13 protein-coding genes are annotated in these 22,917 nt (G+C 59.0%); 11 read left to right on the plus strand and 2 right to left on the minus strand.

The genetic code is table 11. From position 1 onward, the window contains the following. Nucleotides 1-98: 98 nt before the first annotated feature. From CCANI_RS00615 to CCANI_RS00650, 8 genes are all read left to right on the plus strand, one after another. Nucleotides 99-1,364 (plus strand): aspartate kinase, encoded by a 1,266-nt coding sequence (locus tag CCANI_RS00615; RefSeq protein WP_146324787.1) that lies wholly within the window; start codon nt 99-101, stop codon nt 1,362-1,364. 480 nt (nt 1,365-1,844) lie between these two features. Further along, a complete protein-coding gene (locus tag CCANI_RS00620) occupies nt 1,845-6,536 on the plus strand; it encodes a DUF5979 domain-containing protein (protein WP_290211513.1) in 4,692 nt (1,563 codons plus the stop codon). 434 nt (nt 6,537-6,970) lie between these two features. Beyond that, entirely contained in the window at nt 6,971-8,731 is a 1,761-nt protein-coding gene (locus CCANI_RS00625; protein WP_146324245.1) for a DUF5979 domain-containing protein, read from the plus strand. 281 nt (nt 8,732-9,012) lie between these two features. Beyond that, nucleotides 9,013-10,050, plus strand: coding sequence for an aspartate-semialdehyde dehydrogenase (locus CCANI_RS00630; RefSeq protein WP_146324244.1), 1,038 nt, complete (start codon nt 9,013-9,015; stop codon nt 10,048-10,050). 864 nt (nt 10,051-10,914) lie between these two features. Beyond that, entirely contained in the window at nt 10,915-13,413 is a 2,499-nt protein-coding gene (locus tag CCANI_RS00635) for a DUF5979 domain-containing protein (RefSeq protein WP_146324243.1), read from the plus strand. Between the two features lie 139 nt (nt 13,414-13,552). Continuing rightward, complete coding sequence (locus CCANI_RS00640) at nt 13,553-15,259, plus strand: SpaH/EbpB family LPXTG-anchored major pilin (RefSeq protein WP_146324254.1); 1,707 nt, start codon at nt 13,553-13,555, stop codon at nt 15,257-15,259. Nucleotides 15,260-15,374: 115 nt separating this feature from the next. Beyond that, the gene (locus CCANI_RS00645) at nt 15,375-16,322 is read left to right on the plus strand and encodes a class C sortase (protein WP_246118205.1); all 948 of its coding nucleotides are present in this window, start codon (nt 15,375-15,377) and stop codon (nt 16,320-16,322) included. Then, complete coding sequence (locus CCANI_RS00650; protein WP_146324242.1) at nt 16,306-17,025, plus strand: isopeptide-forming domain-containing protein; 720 nt, start codon at nt 16,306-16,308, stop codon at nt 17,023-17,025. The genes CCANI_RS00645 and CCANI_RS00650 overlap by 17 nt, the downstream gene beginning before the upstream one ends. Here CCANI_RS00650 and CCANI_RS00655 read toward each other — a convergent pair whose 3' ends face one another. Then, on the minus strand, nt 17,026-17,574 hold the full coding sequence (locus CCANI_RS00655; protein WP_246118207.1) for an RNA polymerase sigma factor: 549 nt from the start codon (nt 17,572-17,574) through the stop codon (nt 17,026-17,028). It lies immediately after the preceding gene. Nucleotides 17,575-17,759: 185 nt separating this feature from the next. Between CCANI_RS00655 and CCANI_RS00660 the strand changes: the two genes are divergently transcribed. Both CCANI_RS00660 and CCANI_RS00665 read left to right on the plus strand, forming a co-directional pair. Then, nucleotides 17,760-19,268 carry a catalase gene (locus CCANI_RS00660; RefSeq protein ID WP_146324240.1) on the plus strand — a complete coding sequence of 503 codons (1,509 nt, stop codon included), beginning with the start codon at nt 17,760-17,762 and terminating at the stop codon, nt 19,266-19,268. A gap of 113 nt (nt 19,269-19,381) precedes the next feature. Then, nucleotides 19,382-19,813: an Ohr family peroxiredoxin gene (locus CCANI_RS00665; protein ID WP_146324239.1), complete on the plus strand. Its 432-nt coding sequence runs from the start codon at nt 19,382-19,384 to the stop codon at nt 19,811-19,813. Nucleotides 19,814-21,378: 1,565 nt separating this feature from the next. On the opposite strand, the gene CCANI_RS00670 is transcribed toward CCANI_RS00665, so the two are convergent. After that, nucleotides 21,379-22,353 carry a putative endonuclease domain-containing protein gene (locus CCANI_RS00670; RefSeq protein WP_146324238.1) on the minus strand — a complete coding sequence of 325 codons (975 nt, stop codon included), beginning with the start codon at nt 22,351-22,353 and terminating at the stop codon, nt 21,379-21,381. A 116-nt stretch (nt 22,354-22,469) separates the two neighbouring features. Here CCANI_RS00670 and CCANI_RS00675 point away from each other — a divergent pair, with 116 nt between their 5' ends. Beyond that, on the plus strand, nt 22,470-22,913 hold the full coding sequence (locus CCANI_RS00675) for a Fic family protein (protein ID WP_290211525.1): 444 nt from the start codon (nt 22,470-22,472) through the stop codon (nt 22,911-22,913). Nucleotides 22,914-22,917 lie beyond the last annotated feature (4 nt).

Genomic DNA, 22,917 nt, shown 5'->3' on the forward strand with positions numbered 1-22,917 from the left:
AAAGCTGCGCTAAGGGGGCTGTAATGTTCGGCGCGCGGGGCGGCAAGCTACCATGCAGGTACATAACTTTTGTCGATGGACCGAAAGGCGGCAGCCAAGTGGCATTGGTTGTACAGAAATACGGTGGGTCCTCGCTTGAAAGCGCGGAACGCATTCGCTCAGTAGCCGAACGAATCGTGGCCACCAAGAAGCAGGGCCACGATGTGGTGGTGGTCTGCTCGGCGATGGGCGACACAACAGACGAATTGCTCGACCTCGCAGCGCAGGTAAACCCCGTCCCCCCGGCACGCGAAATGGACATGCTGCTCACCGCTGGCGAGCGCATCTCTAACGCATTGGTCGCAATGGCGATCGAATCTTTTGGCGCAGAAGCGCAATCCTTTACCGGCTCCCAGGCCGGCGTGCTCACCACGGAACGGCACGGCAACGCCCGCATTGTGGATGTCACGCCCGCCCGCGTGCGAGACGCGCTGGATAACGGCAAGATCTGCCTCGTAGCCGGGTTCCAAGGCGTGAACAAGGACACCCGCGACGTGACCACCCTGGGGCGCGGCGGCTCCGACACCACGGCCGTCGCGCTGGCCGCGGCGCTGGGCGCAGACGTGTGCGAAATCTACTCCGATGTGGACGGCGTGTATACCGCCGACCCGCGCATCGTGCCCAACGCACAAAAGCTGGAAAAGCTGTCCTTTGAGGAGATGCTGGAGCTCGCCGCGGTGGGCTCGAAGATCCTGGTGCTGCGCAGTGTGGAGTATGCGCGCGCCTTTAACGTCCCGCTCCGCGTTCGTTCGTCTTATAGCAATGACCCCGGCACGCTCGTCGCCGGTTCAATGGAGGATATTCCCGTGGAAGAAGCAGTACTCGCAGGCGTAGCTACCGATGTGTCCGAGGCGAAGGTCACCGTGCTGGGCATCCCGGACCTGCCGGGCGAAGCCGCAAAGGTGTTCCGCGTTATCGCCGACGCTGAAATCAATATCGACATGGTGTTGCAGAACATTTCCTCGCTCGAGGACGGGCGGACCGACATCACCTTCACCTGCCCGCGTGCCGACGGCCCCCGCGCCATGGAGCTGCTGAAAAAGCTGCAGGACGACGGCAGCTGCAAAAACGTGCTTTACGACGACCAGATAGGCAAGGTTTCGCTCGTAGGCGCGGGCATGAAGTCACACCCCGGCGTTACCGCAGTATTCTGCGAGGCACTTCGCGATGCCGGCGTGAACATCGAACTGATCTCCACCTCTGAGATTCGCATTTCTGTGCTGATCCGGGAGAACGAAGTGGAGAAATCCGTACGCGCGTTGCACGACGCCTTCGACCTTGGCGGCGAAGAGCAAGCCACGGTGTACGCGGGGACGGGGCGTTAGGGGGATAGTCGACGGCCACCAGTCCCCGATCTTGGCTGCGCGCTCTGTGAGCGCCGGAGATCGGGGACAGGTCTATTGGAAGGGCCGCATTTGAATTGAAAGCTCGATGTTGCTCAGCACATCACGCTTATCGAGGGGCCTCAAGTCTGGGGTAATCGGGGGTGATAAATGGTATGCGTCCGTTATCGGCCAAGTTGCGTCGTGGCATTTAGTAAATTATTAGGTTATAGGTTTTCTCAGCAGATTTGTGTGCGATAGATATGTGTAAGCTATGGCCAGTTATCGCATTTAATGATATATCACTTACGTCGCTGAGCGGGGATATTGCGGATTTTTCGGTAGGAGTTACTGCAATGTAGAGTTAGGGTTAAGTGCGCCTGCACTGAAAGCTACATAAAGTATGTTGGCTCTAAGCTAATGTTCGCCTCAGGCTCTATAAAGGTTCCTGCGACGAACCGACCGAAGTAGGTAAGCTAATTTATGAATCTATTATTTAATCGCGGAAGAGGTGAATCCGCTGGGCTAGGGCTGGCAAAACAGGCAGTTTTGGTCGCTGCAGCCTTCTTTGCGGCGATCGCGCTCGTCTGTTCCATGTTGGTCTTAGTGCCGAATGCGCAAGCGGCACCGAATGCCGGCAACGGTGAGGTTACGGAATCGTTGACTGACGAAGGCGCTACGGGTGAGGCTGGTGAATCGAGCCAGCCGAGTCTAACAACAACTTCGACGACGGAAAATAAACCTGAAGGTCAAGGGGAGAGTTCAGAAGGCGGACAGGCGGAGCCCACAACTAGCGCTACTGCGTCGCCGGTGAACTGGGCTGACAATTACGCCACTAAACTTGAATTTATATCAGGTGGCACAGTGCTAGACGAGAACTCTATGCCCAAAGGAAAGGTCTATAAAGGCAGTGAATTTAAACTGAAATACTATTGGGCTGTAGGAGATCACGAAAAACCGAAGCCTGGTGACTTGCTAATCATCGACCTTCCTAACTGGCTTAATGTTCGTATTCACAAGCTCGACTTCACAGCCGGTGAATACAAAACGTGTGATATTGGGTACGATGAGGAGGGAAAAAATGCAGCCAAGCGAATTGTCTGCCGATTCACTGATGCTGTAGTTGGTAAGAATAGCTTAAATCTTCGAGGCGATATCGAATTTGACGTTGCGGCAGTTGTCGTTGAAAAAGCTGAGGAAATCAGTTGGGGACCTCACAAAGTAGATGGTTACTATTATCGCACTGGCGAAAAAGGCGGGCCGGTTGGAAAGTATATCCACCCTGCTGACAAAAACGTAAAGTCTGGTGATTTCACTAAGACAGGGAAGTGGTCTTTTGCGTATAATTATCCGAACAATGGCGATCCCTACGTACAGTATGTTTGGGAAGTTGTTATTCCAGCTGACAAAATAGGTCAGTCTAACACCTTCACGGTGGAAGATACTTTTACGAATGTAGAGTTCGAAGACCCATTCACGGGAGAGAAAGTATCGCTACCTCAATATGTTGCGCCGGCTACCCAAGGGCAAGTTACAATTGCGCGCCGAACTGGAGCGGCAGCTGAAAAAGGCTATTGGAAAACCTATGACAACTCCGTATGTAAAGGTGATGGCGATTATGTGCACGCTGAAATTCCGTGTGCGGATAGGGTAGCCTTCGTTGATTCTGCAACTTTAGCGGTAACGAATGGCAGCGGTAATAAGGGTGAAGTTGTCACTGTTGAAGGTGTAACTGGCGGTACTAAGAGTCCTTGGGAAAAGAACAACAAGATTAACATTACTGTAAAGAATCCGATTGCTGATTCTGCATATCTAGTTGAGTTTTTTTCAGTCATTCCCGCCGCTAAACTCGATTCGTTAAATAACGACTCGCCGAAGCATAAGAACACCGCGACGGTTAATGGTACGATTCCGGTTGTTTCGAATGAGGTGAGGCCTCATGTGAAGGTCGGTGGACATTCTTACGGTGATCCTAACAAGGCTGATTTGATCATTCGGAAAAAGCTTGACGGGCCTGATGGTGTTATTTCCGATAAGGACCGCTTTGATATCCGGTACACCATCAATGGCAAAGAAGGCACTTGTACTACATCGGTAGCACAGCCTTGTTGGATTAAGAACATCGATAAAGATGCCAAGGTTACCGTTGAAGAGCCAGCCGTTACTGGCTCGCAGTTCAAGTGGGAACCGGGTGTATTTGCTGGTGAACGGAATAAAGGCAAAGACATTTTAATAGACGGTAATAAAGCGTCTATTGAAGCGCTTCAAGCGGGTGAGCGCGTAGTGCTCACGGTGACCAACTCGTACGCCAAGGCGACCGGCAGCCTGCTGATCAAGAAAGACGTTCAGGGCCTAGCCGACAAAAAGTTGCTTAAAGACGAAATTGTAGTCGACTACATTTGCGTACCTGCGGGTCAGCCAACGGATAACGTGCCGCCTGAGCGCGTAAAGGTACCTACTAACGGTGATGTGAAAGAGATTAAGGGCATCCCCGTTGGCCACGAGTGCCTTGTGCAAGAAAACGTCAGCTCCGCCGAAGTGGGCGAAAAGTACGGTATCAACGTGACCTATTCGCCCGAGGGCGGCAAGGTGACGATCAAGCAGGGCCAGGGCGAAAATGACAGCAACCTTGTAACGATCACGAACAAGTACACGCTCAATGCTGCACCGATCTTCCTTAAGAAAGTTGTCACAGGTGAGCGCCCTGAGGGCCTGAACGATGATACTGAGTTTACGGTGAAGTATCAGTGTGACAACGACAGCGCCGATGGCAAGGTAAAGGCGAACCAGCCTACCGAGTTGAAGCTAAAGGCAAAGGGCGATCCTGTCACGGGGCCGGAATTCCCGTTGGATACGAAGTGCAAAGTTGTTGACGAAGCGAAGGATAAGCCCAAGTTTGAGGACTTCAACTTCACTGCCGAGCTCGGTGGAGAGATCACTGTCTCCAACGATGCCGAAGCAAGCACTTTGGTGGTGACCAATACCTTTAAGAAGGATGAGGCAAAGCTGCGTGTCACTAAGGCCGTGTCGGGTGATGCTGGTGCTTTGGCGGGTGAAAAGGAGTTCACGTTTAAATACACCTGTGGTGCTGATACCGGTGAGTTGAAGGTGAAGGGCAATGGGTTTGCTGAGACTGAGAAGACTTTCCCGGTTGGTACTGAGTGCACTGTCGAGGAGCTTGGGGTTGAGCCGGATGGCTCCGCGCAGATTCACAACCATATCTTGACGGTGACCCCTGAGGTTGTGCAGCGGGTTGTTGTTGGTAAGGATGAGGGCGCGAAGTACACCAATAATTATGCGGTGAAGAAGGGCAAGTTCGGTGTTGCGAAGAAGGCCGAAGGTGAAAACGGTAAAGCTGCCGAACGTGAGTTTGTGTTCGACTACACCTGTGGTGCTGAAACCGGCCAGGTCCGCGCGCGCGGCAATGGCCTGGTGATCGAGGCTCCGGTTGAGCTTCCCGTGGGCACGGAATGCACCGTGACGGAGAGCAAGAGTGCTGTTGAAATTGCGGACTATGATTTCCTTACCCCGGATGATCAGTTGACCAAGACCGTCACTGTACGTGAGGGTGAGACTGCGGTTGCTGAGTTTGTGAACACCTATGCACGTCAGCTCAACAAGTTCAAGGTTGAAAAGGTCGTGAAGGTTGTCGATGGTGCTGTTGCGCCCGCTACCTTCGATTTTGATTACAAGTGTGTGCTGGGTGAGGACACTATCACCGGTGAAATCCTTGGTGTGCCGGCTAATGGTTCCGGCGAATCGGCTGAGATTCCGACGAACTACGTCTGTACGGTCACCGAACGGGATGCCAAGGTTGTCGGCGCAACGCTGGTTACCGAGATTGGCGATGGTGTGAAGATTGTGGCGAAGCAACCCGATGGTGTTGCTTCGATTCCGGTGATCAAGGTGGATAACGTCTACACCAAGGACCTTGGCGAGTTCACCATCACTAAGAAGTTGGTTGATCCTGATGGTATCGCCGCTGGCAAGACCTTCGACTTCAAATATGTGTGCACCCCGCCTGCGGATCGTGCAGGGGAAGCCCCCATTGAGGGTGTGCTGACCGTCGCCGCTGGTGCGAGCGCTACCTCGCCGAAGATTCCGGCTGGCTTCAACTGTGAGGTCAAGGAAGTCGGTGCGGAGATCGTGGATTCCAACCTGGTTACCACGGGCCTGGATGCCACGCTGGTGATTACCAAGGACGGTAAGACCCCTGTGGAGGTGACCAACACCTATTCCCAGTGGAAGGGTGCGCTGAAGGTTTCTAAGCAGATCCTTGGTATCAAGGCGGATTCGAAGCTGCTGCAGGGTCATGAGTTTGAAGCCGCATTCAAGTGTGTGAAGAACGATAAGACCACCAATGAGGGCAGCGTCAAGGTCAAGGCCGGGGAAACCGTGACGGTGGATAACATCGTGGCTAACTCCGTGTGTACCGTGACCGAAAAGCTTGATTCCACCAAGGTGAGCAGCCTGCGCTTCCAGCCGGAGTTGTCCACCACCGAGGTGACCGCCGAGAAGATCACCGTTGATGGTGGCTCTACCGATGCCAAGCTGCTGAACTCCTATGTGGAGTTGGGTAACTTTGCGATCACCAAGGAACTCGGCGGGTTGACTGGCGAGGCGGCTGGGAAAGACCGCGAATTCCACATGATCGCAATCTGGACCGACAATGGCGTGGAAACCACCAAGGAATTCACCATCCGCGCTGGCCAGGTTTACAAGGAGTTCCCAGAGCTGCCCGTGGGCACCAAAGTCACGCTGAAGGAACGTCACCCAGGCAATGGTGTGTTCGTTCAGTGGCACACCCCCGGTTTCACGAGCGACCGTGCCGGTGCCATCGTTGATCACCATGATGGCACCGCGGAGCTGACCATCGTGGCCGACAGCCCGGCAGATAAGCCGCAGTTGGTCACCCTGACCAATACCGGTAACCCGCCGTGGTGGTGGGCACTGGTGCCGCTGGCGATCCTCGGCGGCGGTGGTGGATCCAGCAATGGTTCCAGCACTTCCGCTCCGCAAAGCACCACCCCGCAGGCACCCGCTCAAGCGAAGAGCAGCAATGCTCCGGCATCGCTGGCACGTACCGGTGCCTCCGTGCTTGGAGTGGTGGCGCTCGCAGGCCTGGCCGTTGCGGCCGGTGTCTTCCTCGTGCGCCGCGGACGTAACAACAGCTAACCAGCTCGATATTGCGTAACGCACAACCCGGTCACCGTTTTCGGTGCGCCGGGTTGTTTGCGTGACGGGGGTACTGGAAACAAGCTGAGACGAATTCTTAACGTCCGCCGGGACCCTAATCGCCAGGCACCACGACTATTGGAATACTTTTTCCAAGGTGACATGCCCGCGAGTGTTTTCGATAAGCCCACCCTGCCTCACAAGAACATCGCAGGTTGATTGCTATTTTTGGGAAAACCCCGAAACGCATAAGCAGGTTTTTACGGTTCGCTCAGTGGAGCGGTCTGCAAAAGGCTGCCATGGGGGTGAATAACCGATAGTGCACTCTGCATTATGCCTGCTCAAGGTGTTGCATCCACCTTTATTGCGTACCATCATAGGCGAATTTGAAGAGTGTATTGATGCTGTGCCAGCGGCCGCAGGAAGGTGTTTTAATGAACTCGCGATTCTCCGGAATTCGCCTGTGCGTGGCTGTCATCGGGGTATTGGCGGCAATGGCGCTTTCCATGGTCGCCGAGGGCACCCCGCTGCCGGGCCAGCGCAATATCATTGGAACCGCCGACCACGTGAAGCTTTCCGCCACCGATCGCCGCGCGACGGCCACCCTCGGCATCAGTAAAACCATCCAAGCGGACGGCGTACCAGCGGAAAACCTCGTCTTTCGATACCGCTACCGATGCGCCAACCAGGCAGGCTATGCCGTGGCCAGGGCGGATGGTCAGGTGGTGGAGGCGCTCGCCAATATCCCCCTCGGCACCACCTGCCAGATCACCGAGGAAGCACCCGCCGAGACCATCGCAGGCTATACGGATACCACGCCCGCCGCCGAGCGCATCAAGGAAGTGCAATTACGCAAGGAGGGCCTCGCCACGGTCGAATTCACAGGCAGTTATCAACGGGCATTCGGCAGGTTCCGGGTAGCCCACGAGGTTGTGGCACCAAACGGCGATGGCGGCCAAGCGCCCCTCGATATTGATTATCGCTGCACGCACCCGCACGCCAGTACGATCACCGGTGAGATTCTGGCAATCCAGCCCGGCAGCCACAAAGAATCCGCCGACGTCCCCGCAGGCTATACCTGCTTCTCGACGCCCCGCCTCCCCCGCGCCACACTCACCGCAGTGGGCTCCCCAATTACCGTTGCCGCCGCCAACCTGCCCACAATTCCAATAACAAGTATGTTCGCTAACCCAGGTTGGGCGTATGTGATTGCAAAACAGCTATCACCCCGCCACGGGCAAAGCGCCGCATTCACATTCCAATACCATTGCGTAGCGCCAACCGGCGACTATCACGGAACGCTCGGCCCGATTGGGCCGGGCCAACGTGCAAGCTCCCCGCCGATCCCCAGTGACCACACGTGCACCATCACCCAAGCGCCGGGGCCGGCACAAGCCGAATACGGGCAAGATTCCACCACCAGCATCGAGGCCGGCGGGGAAACACTGGCCGAAACCACGACCACATATTCCAATTGGGAGGGTGAGTTGGAGGTGGGGTTGGATATCCGCGGCGTCGATAAGCAGGCGAGTAAGCTGCAGCCCACCGCAGCTGGTGTGCGCTATAGGTGCGTGCGGGCTGGGGCCGTGACCAATGAAGGCGAGGTGCAAGTCGGGCACCAACAAACCGCCAAAATCGAACGCATACCCGCCTATGCCACCTGCGTGTTGAATATCCAGCCTCCCAGCAGTGGGCGCATCCGGCTGGACGCGGCGACATCGCAAAGCGAAACCCAGATCAAAGCTGGCATCACCGGCGACCAAGGGCGAGCGCGCGTGACGCTCCCCGCCGCCTATGTGGAACTCGGCACATTCAGTGTGGCCAAGGAACGCACCGACCAAGACGAGCGGTGCGCGTTTGAAATGCAGGCCTCGTGGGTAGACAACGGCGTGGAAACCGCAACAAAATTCGAGCTCCGGCAGGGGGAACAATTTGGCGAATTCCCGCCGTTGCCCGTGGGCACCAAAGTGCGGATCAAGCAGCAGCGTCCCGCAGGGGAGAACTACACGCGGTGGTGCACGCCGGGGTTTAGCAGCACGCACGCGGGGGCTGTGATCGACGGCGGCAATGGCAGCGCGGAGTTTATCGTGGTGCCGAACACACCCGCGGATGACCCGCAGCGCATCAGCCTCAGCGAAACGAAGGAAACCCCATGGTGGTGGCGGATCGTGCCGCTGGCGGTGACGAACTCCTAAGGCGTGGTGGCCTACGGCGTGGGGGATAAAATGCGAGGTCAAAGGTCGGATCTATAAGAGATAGCTCACTTTCAACCAATGAGGTATCGATCCTTGGCATAATTACATCGACGGCCGCAACGAGCCCAGCGGGCACTGAGCCGGTGGGTGAGTGCATCGCGGCGTTGGCACCCCGACCACTCTTGTGAGGAAGAGCGGCCGGGGTGTTTTATTTGTGTTCGGCGAGGTAGGATTAACCGGACTCCCAGAATGTTTTGGGGTAGAGAGTGTGAAAGGACGCCATGACTACCGTCGCTGTTGTAGGCGCCACCGGCCAGGTTGGCCGCGTGATGCGCGCAATCCTGGAAGAGCGTAATTTTCCAGCCGATTCGATCCGGTTCTTCGCTTCCGCACGTTCCGCCGGAACCAAGCTTCCGTTCCGTGGCCAGGACGTAATTGTTGAAGACCTCGCACAGGTAACAGCCGAGAACCTGAAGGGCATTGATATCGCCCTGTTCTCGGCCGGCGGTAGCACCTCCAAGAAGTTCGCACCGGTGTTCGCCGAGGCCGGCGCGATTGTGGTGGATAATTCTTCCGCCTGGCGCAAGGACCCAGAGGTTCCGCTGATCGTTTCCGAGGTCAACCCGGAGGACAAGGAAAACCTGGTCAAGGGCATTATTGCGAACCCGAACTGCACCACGATGGCGGCGATGCCGGTGCTCAAGCCGCTTCATGATCTCGCCGGTTTGGTGCGCCTGCACGTGGCCTCCTACCAGGCGGTTTCGGGCTCGGGGTTGGCAGGTGTGGATACGCTGGCGCAGCAGGTGGCGGAAATCGGCGACCGTAATGTGGAGCTCACCCACGATGGTTCGGTGCTGCAGCCGGAAAGCTTCGGCCCCTATGTTGCCCCGATCGCCTACAACGCATTGCCGCTGGCAGGCGCCTTGGTCGACGACGGTTCCTTGGAGACCGACGAAGAGCAGAAGCTCCGCAACGAGTCCCGCAAGATTCTGGGCATCCCTGAGCTGAAGGTTGCCGGTACCTGCGTGCGAGTTCCCGTGTTTACCGGGCACACGCTTGTGGTGCACGCGGAGTTTGCCAGCCCGATTACCGTTGCGCAGGCCAATGAGGCGCTTATCGACGCCCCCGGCGTCACCCTCGTCGACGTGCCTACGCCGTTGGCGGCCGCCGGAAAGGATGACTCCTTGGTTGGGCGCATCCGCCAGGACCAGTCCGTGGACGATGATAAGGGCTTGGTCTTTGTGGTTTCCGGCGATAACCTGCGCAAGGGCGCGGCGCTGAATACCGTGCAGATCGCCGAGCTCTTGGTGGCTAAATAGCCGCTAGGCGCTTTGGTTTCTTCCCGCCCCGGTGACTTCCGTCTGGGGCGGGTTTTCTTGTACATACGTTCTGGGGGAGGGCGGCGATTGGCGAGCATTCGACACGAAGTGGTGAATAAATTCGCGCGAATGTGTGAATGGGCTTTGGTGCATTACGGGTAGGTGCAAATATTGCAAAACCTGAAAATCGATTCTTAATTATAAGCGCAGGCAAAAATTCGGGGTAAGACATTTTTAAACAAAACCTGTGCGGCTTGCCGCGATTCGCTCGCGGACTGGGGGTTCGTATAATGACAAGCTGGCCTGCAACCACTTCACGCACGTAATGCGGGGAGAGGTCTGACGAGTGCCCGTTTTCCTGGGAATTTTCGCGCAAGGCCGCTGGGTGGGGGCGCTTGCAATGCGGCATTGTGGGGGTTCGCGGGAGGTGCCCTGGCCCGTGTTTTGCCCCCGACCTTACCCCCAGGTAAGTAACGAACACATTACACGTTAAGGCTGGTGGGCAGCGCGCAACCCATCGCCTTGATTAACGGATCTTTGCGTGAATGGATATCCCCTGCGTAATAGCCAAAAACCTGCGCAAGGACCTTGCCTTGCAGCCCCTTTGCGGTCCGGGCCTCTCTGGCCGAACGGCGGGATGTGTAAGCAATATGAATACCTTTTGCGAAATTGTTTAATAAGAAGCTTAAGAAAATATAGGGGATCGGAATTCGAAAGTAGTTAGGTAGTTAAAATAACGACGCTCCCACGGCGCTTGGACACGTGCTAGCTTCAGCCTTAACGGAACGCCGGAGACCCGACAGACGCAGCGTTGTTCGAGGTTAAGAGCGGTTTTGCCCAACACATTGTTCCAAAGGAAGCAACATGCGAAATTGCCAAGAAGGTGCGCACACTGATCGCACATTTCTGCATGTGTGGCAATCCCGCCTGGTTGTTTTTCTTGCGGCAATTGCGTGCCTTGTGGCCACCACCGCCAGCGCGGCCGCGATCACCAATGAGGACGCGGTAGCGCCGCAACCTTCCGCGACCACCAGCGAGCAGGAGTCCACCCCAGCGACAACCGCCCCTACCTCCGCACCCGCCGAAGCGGAGGATTCGCCGGCGCCCGCCACCACCCCGGCAAGCCCAAGCACCACCGTGGCGCTCGCGCCGCTGGCCGATGGGTTCGGTGGATTCCTCGTGCGCGTGGAGGTTTCCGGCAAGGGGCAGGAATTCCTTTCCGGCGATGTGCGCTTCAAGGTGCGCGTGAAGTATGACCTGCCCGGCAATGCCACCGCCGCGGATTACCCGGATTGGCAGGCCCCCGGCAAACTGGAGCGCGATAAGCGCACCGGCAGCGTGGATATTCAGGTGTCCACGGAGGAAGAAACTGATGGCCCGCAATTCCCGGACGGCACTGAGCTGAGCCTCGAATATGTGGCAAACACGGCGTCGCAAAGCCCGGCGGAGACGGTGTGGGGCGCGGGCAAATTCGAGCCCGGCAAGTTTACCGTCGCGGAGAACGCTCGCCAGGACGTGCTATATCAGGCCGTGCTGAATCACGGGAACCTGCCCTTTACCGTGGCCAAGCACGCGGGCGGGGTCGATGGCGCTGCCGATAAGGAATACAGCTTCCGCTACACCTGCAACGTCAATGGAACCAAGTATTCGCAGGTCATGGTGGTGCCCGGCAATGGCGAACCCGTGACCTCGCCTGAAACTTTCCCGGCGGGCACTTGCTGCAAGGTCGTGGAGCTGGAGCCTGAGGCCCAGATCGACGGCGCTGACCTGGTCACGCCGAAGGACCAGCTGACCAAAAGTTTGATCGTCGGCGAAAAGCCCACGGCCCCAGACGTGACTTTTGATAACCGGTACGAGACTTCCAACCGCGTAAAGATAGCCAAGCGGCCGTTCGACCGCAGCGGCGCACAGGTGACGGTGGTCGGCGACGGTACCGGCGAGTTCACCGCGCGCTACCGCCTGGAATTCACCAATGTCCGCGATAAGGCGCTTCTGCTTACCGGAGAGGTGTTCGATGAGCTGGCGTACCCCGCCGGCAGCACCATCACCGACGTGGAGTTCCGCGCCGCGGAAAACGTCCCCGCGCTCACCGGCATTCAGGTGGAACCGCAGGTCGCGCAGGGCGAGGTGGTGCGCCGCCGCAGCATCATCCCGGGCGCGGCAATCGGTGAGATTCCCGCCGGTGCCACCAAGACGCTGTTCGTGACCGTGCGCGCAACGGTGCAGCGTGAATTGCTGGAGCATATCGGCGAACACAAGTGCGTAGGCCCCGACCCGAACGAGGCGGAAGCGAGCGATCCTCGCGGCCTGCAAAACTCCATCCTTGTAGACGAGCGCATCAAGGACCTCGATGGCCCCGACAATAACCACGCCTGCGTGGAGCTGGCCCTGCCCAAGGTGAATGTGGAGAAAAATCCGCGCCCCGCCAAGGCAATGCAGGTCCGCCCCAATGGCACGGCAGACCTCGAGTATCGCATACGCGTGCGCAACGCCGAGGCGCGGATGGGAGCGACCGTAATCACGCTAAAGGACGAGCCGCTTCTCGACGTCGCGGAGGTCACCGGCGACGCGCAAGTCACCGTCGCAGCCGACGCCGGCGTCACCATGGAAAACCAGGTGCACACGGTGCCTGCACAGCGCGTGGCAGGCGTGTTTACACTGGCGGAAAACATCAAGCTACCAGCCAAAACCTCGGTGGAGTTTACCATTCGGATCCCCGTGAAGGTCGCCGCTGGGCGGGAAGATACCGCGGTGTGGAAACGGCTCGGCGAATGCTATCGCGATGAAAACGGCGAGTTCGTTGGTGGCGTGCGAAACCGCGTGCATGCCCCCTTCGATGCGGACGGTACGCAGAACAATACCGCGTGCATTCCGCTCCAATTCCCGGATCGACCAACCGTTCGATTTAGCAAGGTGAATTTCGAAGGGACGCCGCTGCATGGCGCGGAATTCACAATCTACCCGGACTACAAAGGCAAGCCCTCGTGCGTGCCCGTCCATGGCGCCGCGCCGGTGCCGACGGATCCCGCGGACCCGAATATCGCCACGATCGCGCTGGCACCAGGCACGTATTACCTCGTGGAGACGAAGGCCCCGAAATCGCACAGCCTTTTGATTCGGCCGGTGGCGTTCCAGATCATCCCGAACGCGGACGGCACCGCCTACGAAATCAAGTTGGTATCGCACGACGAATACGTGGCGAGCACGGACGGCCTCAACCTGAGGGTCGCAAACACGCTCGCCGGAACGCTTCCGAACTCCGGCGGTGTCGGGCAGGCCTGGCAGCTGATCCTAGGGCTGCTGGTGATCGGCACTGGCGCGCATCTGATGCGCCGACAAACACAATCCCCGAAAAGGACCTAACACCATGAAACAGTTTCGAGCAAAGTTTCGGCACCGGGCCGGGCCGAGAATCTGAACAGCGCCGCCTCACGGCGCGACACTGACCCACTACAACCTCATAAACACTCCCACCCTCTTTTTTCCAGAAAGGTATGCGATCATGCGTACTTCCCGCCTCGTGGCACATGCGGCAATTGCCGGCCTCCTCCTGTCCTCCAGCGTCATCGGCGCACCCATCGCACTGGCCCAGCTGCCAGTGGTGTCCAATGTGAACGCGTCCACGATCACCCAGGATCACGGCTCGCTGACCATCCATAAGCGCCTCAACCCCGAGTCCTATGGCACGAACCCGACCGGCACCCAGGCCGACGTGGCCTCCGCCAAGGGCGACCCCGTGGAAGGCGTACCCTTCCAGATCCATAAGGTCACCAGCTTCCAGCTCGATGGCAACGCCGAGGACACCGACCTGAACTCGAACGAGGGCTATGCCAAGGCCAATAAGTTCGCTCAGGAATACGCCAAGGCCGAGAACAAGCGCGAATTCCTCGCCCAGTACGCCACGCTGGACGAAGGCTCCTCGCAGACCAAGACCACCAATGGCGCTGGCGAAGCGAAGTTCGATAACCTGCCGCTGGGCTTGTACCTGGTGGAAGAGCTCTCCGCCGCCGACTACCCGACCACCATCAAGGTCAACGGCGAAGAGATCAATGGCGTGATCGCACCCTCCGCACCGTACCTGGTCTTCCTGCCGATGACGGACCCCACCGACGGCTCCAAGTGGAACTTTGATATCCACTCCGTGCCCAAGAACAGCAGCGTGGGCATTGACAAGAAGATCGAGGACTACCAAGAGAACAAGGGCTACAACGCCGGTGACGTGCTGAAGTACACCATCAACACGGACATTCCGCGCGTGGAGCCCGGCCAGACCATCCGCGGCTACGAGATCTCTGACACCCTGCCCAAGGAAGTCACCTTCACCGACGCCAACCTGGCCAACCTGGTCGTGGAGATCGAAGGCGCGCAGCTGGCCAACGGCGTGGACTACACCGTGGAAGGCGTGAACACGCCGCAGGTTCGCATCGTGTTCACCGCCGAAGGCTTTAACAAGCTGCTGCAAAACGGCGGCAAGAAGGTCAAGGTCACCCTGCCCGCAACCATCAACACCCCCGAGGTGGCCGATGTTGACGTAGCCGACACCCCCGATCCGAAGGGCAACGATGGCACCGACGTCAACGACGGTGTTGCCGTCAACCGCGCCGTGCTGACCTTCACCAATGACGCCGGCTACCGCGCCGAGGTGGAATCCAACTCCGTCAAGTCCCGCTGGGGCAACCTGCGCATTCTGAAGACGGATCCGCAGAAGGCGAACTCCGGCGAGGCCGCCCTCGACGGCGCCAAGTTCGAACTGTACCGCTGCGCCGACCAGGACACCCCGCTCGGCGACAAGATCACCATCAACGGCAAGTCCGAATGGACCTCCGGCGAGGACGGCACCAAGGGCCTGATCAATATCAAGGGCCTCCAGGTCACCGACCTGCTGAACAATGAGAGCATCGCCAACGGCGAAGAAGCCAAGTACTGCCTGAAGGAAACCAAGGCTCCCGAAGGCTACGAGCTCTCCCCGAAGATGCACGTCATCGACTTCAAGGAAGAGGACCTCGATAACGCCGACCCGGTCACCATCGCGGGTGTCCAGGTGGACAACGATCGCATCACCCAAACCGCTGAAGTGGTCAACGTGACCAAGAGCTCCAGCTTCCTGCCCAACACCGGTGGCGCAGGTATCGGCATCCTGATGGCCATCGGTGCAGCAATCATCGGCGCAGGTCTCTGGGCTGCAAAGCGCATGAACCGCAAAGCCTAAGGGTAGCTGCAACGCCTGAGCCACGCGGGCGTCGATAAGCGTGGCAGGGCTCGGCGGGGAGCCGCACAATCCCCCGCAACCCGCAATGCGCGCATAGCAAGGAGTTGGATCAGTAGTGGCACGGCACGCGAACGTGATGGAGGAACCCCACCCCCAGGAGCAAGCGGAACCCGCGACCGCAACGCGCCCTCGGCTGCGGCAACTGCTGCTCCCCATACTGATCATTCTCCTAGGCATGAGCGTGCTGCTCTACCCGGTGATAGCCACGCAATGGAACAATATCCAGCAGCAGCTGGTCACCGAGGAATACGCCAAGTTCGTCGAAGAACAACCCGAAGAAGTCCGCAATGAAATGTTCGAAGCGGCACTGCGGTACAACGCCGAACACGCCGGGACGCCAATCCTCGACCCCTGGCTCGCGCAAGTAGCCGAAGACAACGGCGACTACCAAGCTTATCTGGAACAACTAAAAACCAATGGTGCGATGGCGCAAATCATCGTGCCAAGCGCCAAAGTAAAACTCCCCGTCTACCACGGCAGCGACGAAAAAACCCTGCAAAAAGGCGTCGGGCACCTCTTTGGCACCAGCCTGCCGGTGGGCGGCGAATCCACGCACTCCGTGCTCACCGGGCACACCGGGCTTACCAATGCCACGCTTTTTGACAACCTCACCGACGTAAAGGTCGGCGACGCAATCTACCTAAACGTGCTGGGCAACCGGCTGAAATACGAGGTAGACCAGCTGAACGTGGTGCTGCCCAACGAGATCGACCAATTGGCGGTTGTGGAGGGCCAAGACCTAGTCACCCTGATCACCTGCACCCCCTACGGCATTAACTCGCACCGCCTGCTGGTGCGCGGACACCGCGTGCCCATGGAACCGGCCGATGAGAAATTGCTGGACGAACAAGGCGGCCTGACCTGGCAATGGTGGATGCTGGCGGCGATCGGCGCGTGCGCGTTGGTGCTGGTGCTGATGCTCGTGTGGGTGATCCGCGCGATCCGCCGCAGCCGCCGGGCGGAACCAAGGGAAGAAGCCGACAGCGATGATGAAGGTAATTAAGTACCTCACGGCGTGCGCAATCCTGGTCGCCGCATTCGGGCCAGGCGCCCTCGCGCGGGCCGACTCCCACACCGTGGTGGGCAACACCATGCACCTCGAGGTTTCCGATATCGACCCCACGCGCACCGGCACGCTGACGCTGATAAAACGTGTGGGCGAGCGGCCGCGCCCGGTGCCGGGAGCGTTTTTTAGCATCAAACGCATCAAAAGCGTGGACCTGGGCACCGAGCAAGGCTGGGCCGTCGCACGCACCATGAGCGTTGCCGAAGCCGTCGGCGAAACGAAGGACCTTATCGACGCCGCGACTACCGACGCCGCCGGCGAGGCACGGTTTTTCGAACTACCGGTGGGCCTGTACTTGGTGACGGAGGAAGACCGGGGCGCTTCTCCCTGGAACGTGCAGCCCTTTTTGCTGACTATTCCGAGCGGCAGCGTGGACGGTCGCGCGTGGGAATACGACGTGCGGGTGGCCGTAAAAATCGATGTCGATTCGTCTAGCTCCTCTGGTGCGCCGAGCGGTCCGGGGTATCCGCCCCAGTCGCACGACGCTGCGGGTGGTGGTGCTGGTGGGGACGGTGCGGATGCCGCGCGCCGCCAGCAGCTTGCATACACCGGGGTTCGGATCTTTGGCGTGCTGGCCGTGGGGGCGGGCCTGGTCCTGGCCGGTGTGATCCTGCGCCGCCGCGCGGGGCAGGCCAGATAGCTATTCCCTATCGCTGGTGGCGGCGATGATGTCCGCCCGCGCCCGCGCCACCCGGGAGCGGATCGTGCCCACGCGGACACCGGCGATCTTGGCTGCCTCATCGTAGGTATAGCCGAGCACTTGCGTGAGGATCAGGGCTTCCCGCCGGTCGGGTGATAGCTGGTCGATAAGCATTCGGGCGTCGATCCATTCCGTCCACGCGTTCGAGGTTTCGGCGGTGGCGTGGGCGTCTTCGTACTCGGTCGCGGCCTTGCGTGGGCGCGCGAGATCGTGCCGGATATTGTCCACCCACACGCGTCGCGCCAGCGAAAGGATCCACGTGCGCGCAGAAGAGCGCGCTGCAAAGCGGGGGAGCGCGCCGATCACCCGCAGGTACGTTTCTTGGGTGAGGTCATCCGCGATATCGCGGCCGCCCAAATGGGCCAGCAACCTCCAAACATCTGTTTGGGTCGCCTGTATGAATTCGGTGAGCGCCGCACGGTCTCCCCGCCCGGCCTTGATGGCCAGTTCAGTGACGCGCGCGTCGTCCCGCTCCAAGTACGAATTCACAACGGTAAAGAATACCAGCGTCTTTTTCCCGCCTGGCGCCTCACGCTCGCCCCGATAGCGCATTTGCACTGTTCAGGGGAGGTAACTGGATTGATAAGTAATCACCTATAAATAATAAAAAAGCTTGCAAGGTTTACGTATAAGTTGTATTCTATGGATACCAGCCCATTTGAAAGGATCCACCTATGTCTGACGTAAGTTCTCGCGGACTTTGCCCGGTGGCTCACGGTCCGTCCACAGGTTTGAACGGCGCTCCCGTGGCCAGCGAAAATCACTCCATAACCCAAGGTCAACAAGGAAGCGTTGCGCTTCACGATTTCCACCTGATAGAAAAGCTCGCCCACTTCAACCGCGAGCGCGTGCCCGAGCGCGTCGTGCACGCCAAAGGCTCTGGCGCGTTCGGCGAATTGCACACCACCGAGGATGTTTCCGCATACACCTGCGCGGCCTTGTTCCAGCCCGGTGTGACTACCCCCATGCTTGTGCGCTTTTCCACCGTCGCCGGGGAGCAAGGCAGCCCCGACTCCTGGCGCGACGTCCGCGGATTCGCCTGCAAGTTCTACACCACGGAGGGCAACTACGACATCGTTGGTAATAACACCCCGGTGTTCTTTATCCGCGATGGCATCAAGTTCCCCGACTTCATCCATTCGCAAAAGCGTCTGCCACACACCGGCCTGCGCGATGCCAATATGCAGTGGGATTTCTGGACTCGCAGCCCCGAGACCGCCCACCAAGTCACCTACCTCATGGGTGACCGCGGCATCCCGAAGACCTTCCGCCACATGGACGGCTTCGGCTCCCACACCTACCAGTGGATCAATGAGGCCGGCGAACGCTTCTGGGTGAAATACCACTTCAAGACCCGCCAGGGTTGGGAGTACTACAGCGACGAAGAGGCCGCCGCCATCACCGGCGCGAACGCCGATTCTTCCCGCTCCGATCTCTGGGACGCAATCGAACGCGGCGATTTCCCAATCTGGGATGTTTACGTGCAGATCATGCCCTTCGACGAGGCCGAAACCTACCGTTGGAACCCCTTCGATCTGACCAAGACCTGGTCTCATAAGGATTACCCATTAGTTAAGGTCGGCTACTTCGAGCTGAACCGCAACCCGGAGAACTTCTTCGCCCAGATCGAACAGGCCGCCTTCGCGCCCTCCAACCTGGTGCGCGGCATCGGCTTTTCCCCGGACAAGATGTTGATCGCCCGTGGCTTCGCCTACGCGGACGCACACCGCTACCGCATCGGCGCGAACCACGAGCAAATCCCGGTCAACCAGCCGGTTTGCCCCGTGAACTCCTACGCTCACGACGGCGCCATGACCTACCAATTCCGGGGCGCGGAACCCGTCTACTCGCCCAACGGTTTCGGCCGCGAAGCCGGGTTCAACGATTCCGGCAATACCGTCACCGTTGGCACGGCGGGCGATATGGGCCTGTGGGATACTCACGGCAACGATTTCACCCGCGGTGCCTACGTGCAGCACCCCGAGGACGACGATTTTATCCAGGCAGGCCAGCTCGTCCGCGACGTGCTTGACGACGCTGCGCGCGAACGCCTCGCCGGAAATATTGCGCGCGCCATGTCCGGCGTGAACTCGGAGATCGAGGCTCGCGTGTACGAGTACTGGACCAATGTGGATCCCTGGCTCGGCGGGCGCGTCCGCGAATTGTTTACCGCCGCGAAGTAACCCTTAGCACATCCGCACCGTCGCTGCCAGTGCGGTACCCACGCACAACACCGCCTTCCCAACACCATTACAATGGCGGAAACCTAAATACGTGTAGGGAAAGGACCAACACCATGGCAGAAACTCTGTACACCGCGACTGTTACCTCAACCGGCGGTGGCCGCGACGGGCGCGTCGAATCCGCGTGCGGCGATCTGGCGCTCGATGTGCGCCCACCCAAGGAGCTTGGCGGTGCCGGTGGGGCCGCCAACCCAGAACTCCTCTTCGCAGCTGCATGGGCGGCCTGTTTTAATGGGGCGCTGCAGCTCATCATGAAGAATGCGGGTGTGGACGTCGCAAAGCATCAACCCACCGTCACCGCCGACGCCTCCCTTAACCGCGACCCCAGCGGCGTTGGTTTCCGCATCTCCGGCAAGGTCACCGTGGTGTTCGAAAACCAGGACCAGCTTGCCGACGCAGCGGACCTCGTCGCCAAGGCACACGCGTTCTGTCCGTACTCCAAGGCAGTGCGCGGCGAATTCGACGGCGAGGCCGTACTCGGTTAAACCCCTCAAGCCCGATTCCAACTCGCGTTGGACCCTTGGCCCTCAATTCCAACTAAAAGCGCGATTTGTTGGAATTGGGCGAATCAATTCCAACTCGCGTTGGACCCCTGGCCCTCAATTCCAACAAAAAGGCCGATTCGTTGGAATTGGGGGCCGCTTTGGTTAGACTCGGCCACGACGGCAATGGAGGGCTGAGGGATGGACGCGGCAAAGTTCTGTGACAGCAAATTCGGATACGCCACCAAAAAACCTGGTGATAAATGGGCGTTCGTGTATTACTTACCCCGGCACATCCCCCGCGAACTTGAGCTATCCACCGAGGTTTGAGGTGCCACCCCGAATAATGCGGACTTTGTTTCGCCATATATGACGAAGCACTTGATTGAGCATCGCATTGTCGCTGGGCTAAACGGCCTCACCGCGTAAAAAGTGCACGTCGCATACGATCCCGCATAGCCCTGCATATCCGCGGACCCCACCTGCCGTGGCAGATGTGCCTGATTTTCTGCCGTGACAGATCTGCCTGAGGCAGATATAACACGGCGGTTTCGCGTTCCTGCGGAAACGTCATCGCGCGACGACCGGCGTGTCGAATCTGCCTGACCGGGGTTTGTGGGCCGATTCCGGCCCCCAACTCGCCACATCACCTGGCGTGGTGGTGCGGATCTGCCTGCATTTCCACCCGCGACAGATGTGCCTGAGGCAGATTCGCCGCGGCCGCATTTCCCCAGGAAAACTCGGCCCAAAAATCAGGCAGATCCGGCGGAGCCAGGCAAATGTGACGCGACCGGACCGCAGCCAGGCAGATTGTACATGGCTGCTGAGGCTGGGCTCCGGTGGTTGGTGATCGATGTCGTTTCAACGTGTTCGAGTCGGCCGTGACCTATCGCGGATAAGAATGCGTTGCCCCCAGCGGCCTTTTGTTGGGGTGGAGGATCTGCCTGCATTTCTTGCCGTGGCAGATGTGCCTGAGGCAGATGTAACACGGCGGTTTCGCGTTCCTGCGGAAACACCGCCGCGCGCCGACCGGCGTGTCGAATCTGCCTGAGCATGGAAAATCCTCGGCCGATTCCGGCCTCCACCTCGCCACATCACCTGGTGTGGTGGTGCGGATCTGCCTGCGATGCCTGCCGTGTCAGATGTGCCTGAGGCAGATTCGTCGCGGCCGCATTTCCCCAGGACAACTCGGCCCAAAAATCAGGCAGATCCCGCGGAGCCAGGCAGATTGTACGTAGCCGGAGAGCAGCCAGGCAGATGTAACGTGGCCGGGCAAGGGGCGCTTCAGCTACGGGGTGTTGCGGGCAGCCGGAAGTGGTCGGGCGGGCGCGGCGCACAAAATAGGCCAGGGGTGTGCCGGGTTTCGGGGGTCACCGAACAGTGTTGGGCTTCACCGTGCCGGTTGTGGGGTGTGGCGGGCGCGCAGCAACAAAGGCAGGTCGGCGAACAAAGCCGAGGTAGGTGGGGTGCAGCGAATGATCGGCCCTAGAATTCGCCGTGAGGTTTCAGCCGTTTGGATTCGGCCGTTAGGGTTCGGCGTCAGGATTCAGTCGTTTGGTTTCGGCCGTTTATGTTTTGGGCGCGTGTGTGGTGTTGGTTTCGGCGCGGTGGATGGCGCGGCGCAGGGTGGTGATCAGGTCGCGGGGTTTTTGCAGCAGCCCGTGGGTGATACGCAGTGGTTCCCAGCCGAGTTCGCGTAGCCGGATCAACACTTTGGCATCGTAGTCACGTTGGCTGCGTTGAAGGTGGTGGGCTCCGTCGTAGAACAAACCGACGCGGATATCTGGCCAGCCGGAATCAAGCACGGTGAGCAGGGGTGTGCCATCGTCGACTAGCGCACCTGAGTTATAGATCGGGATTTGCACCTCCAGGTGTTGGCGCAGCTGCTCGGCAATCAACCGCAACACAGTTTCCGGAGGCGACTGGGCACCAGAGCGGGACAGGTTCAACAGTTTTTTCAGCTGGCGGGCGCTGAAAATATTCCGCGCGATGTCACGCACCAGCTGAAAGTTCAGTGTGGTGCATGCGCGCAGCGCGTCAATCAACTGGATGGCGCGAACTTCCCAGTTAGCAAGGTTGGGTACTTGGTAGACCCACCAGGAGTGGCGGTCACGCTGCAGATCAATCAAGCAATCCACCAACGCGTATTCGGGGGCGACGACCTGCATGCCGGGTAGTTCCTGATCCGGTGTCCATACCCTGGTGCCCGGCCGCAGTCTGCGGCGGGTGGCGTCGAACACGCTGTGGCTGCGTTGGAAATTACTGGCCACATGCACGGTGATGTGGGCATCATCCACCCAATACTTCAAACCGGCATAGGCTGCGGCGGCCCAGCCGCCGATAATGACATTCGGGGTTTGGGTGAAATGCGCCCGAGCCCGCAGCATAATCGGGGCGGCAAACCCCAGGCGTTGCGGGTGATACCGCGAGCCCCACTCCACCTCCCGGCTAGCCCGACAATACCCACGCGGCATCGCAAGCCGGCGAGTGATGTTCACGAAAGAGGTATCGAGCAGTTTGGTGCGACGATGAAACAAACCCATAGCACCAGTGATAACCCCAATGCGGCACAAAACCCAGGGTTTTCCCAAACACACCCCACCAACCTGTGGATAACTTGAAACTATCCACAGGCACACAGGGTTTCAGTGGCAACAGGGTGGCGCGCAGCACGGCGAACGGGTATAATGCCGTCCGCCACGGCAGGATTGGGCGGCTGATCATTAACCTTCTCTTGCGTGAACGTCAACGGCTCGAAGCACCGCTGCTGTATTTGTGCGGATTCTTTGAATCGCACCGGCATGAGTGTTACGAAAGCTTGCAGGGTATACGTGAGGAATACCGTGGCCGTGCGCTGCTAGAACACCCACGCATGGCCGGCTTGGCTGACCTCTTGGTGGAGAATCCGTACGTGACGGTGAAGGCTGTCGAAGAAAAGCTTGAAATTACCAACCAGGGTGCCCGCAACCTCATCGTGAAAGCAGCTTCACCCGAGTTTGGTTGGCTGCAAGAAAAAGGGGCCACGGGCGCTGGCGGGCGGAAAATCTGGGTGGCGCGAGACATCCTCGATGCTATGGAAGCGCCATCGAGCTATAAGCCCTAACCTG

The organism is Corynebacterium canis (assembly GCF_030408595.1).
Classification (GTDB): Bacteria; Actinomycetota; Actinomycetes; order Mycobacteriales; family Mycobacteriaceae; genus Corynebacterium; species Corynebacterium canis.

What these genes read in the sequence shown, in the direction of transcription:
- CCANI_RS00660 (WP_146324240.1), top strand. Translation starts at nt 17,760, where the DNA reads ATGTCTGACGTAAGTTCTCGCGGACTTTGCCCGGTGGCTCACGGTCCG.
- CCANI_RS00630 (WP_146324244.1), top strand. Translation starts at nt 9,013, where the DNA reads ATGACTACCGTCGCTGTTGTAGGCGCCACCGGCCAGGTTGGCCGCGTG.
- CCANI_RS00620 (WP_290211513.1), top strand. Translation starts at nt 1,845, where the DNA reads ATGAATCTATTATTTAATCGCGGAAGAGGTGAATCCGCTGGGCTAGGG.
- CCANI_RS00640 (WP_146324254.1), top strand. Translation starts at nt 13,553, where the DNA reads ATGCGTACTTCCCGCCTCGTGGCACATGCGGCAATTGCCGGCCTCCTC.
- CCANI_RS00670 (WP_146324238.1), bottom strand. Translation starts at nt 22,353, where the DNA reads ATGGGTTTGTTTCATCGTCGCACCAAACTGCTCGATACCTCTTTCGTG.
- CCANI_RS00625 (WP_146324245.1), top strand. Translation starts at nt 6,971, where the DNA reads ATGAACTCGCGATTCTCCGGAATTCGCCTGTGCGTGGCTGTCATCGGG.
- CCANI_RS00650 (WP_146324242.1), top strand. Translation starts at nt 16,306, where the DNA reads ATGATGAAGGTAATTAAGTACCTCACGGCGTGCGCAATCCTGGTCGCC.
- CCANI_RS00665 (WP_146324239.1), top strand. Translation starts at nt 19,382, where the DNA reads ATGGCAGAAACTCTGTACACCGCGACTGTTACCTCAACCGGCGGTGGC.
- CCANI_RS00635 (WP_146324243.1), top strand. Translation starts at nt 10,915, where the DNA reads ATGCGAAATTGCCAAGAAGGTGCGCACACTGATCGCACATTTCTGCAT.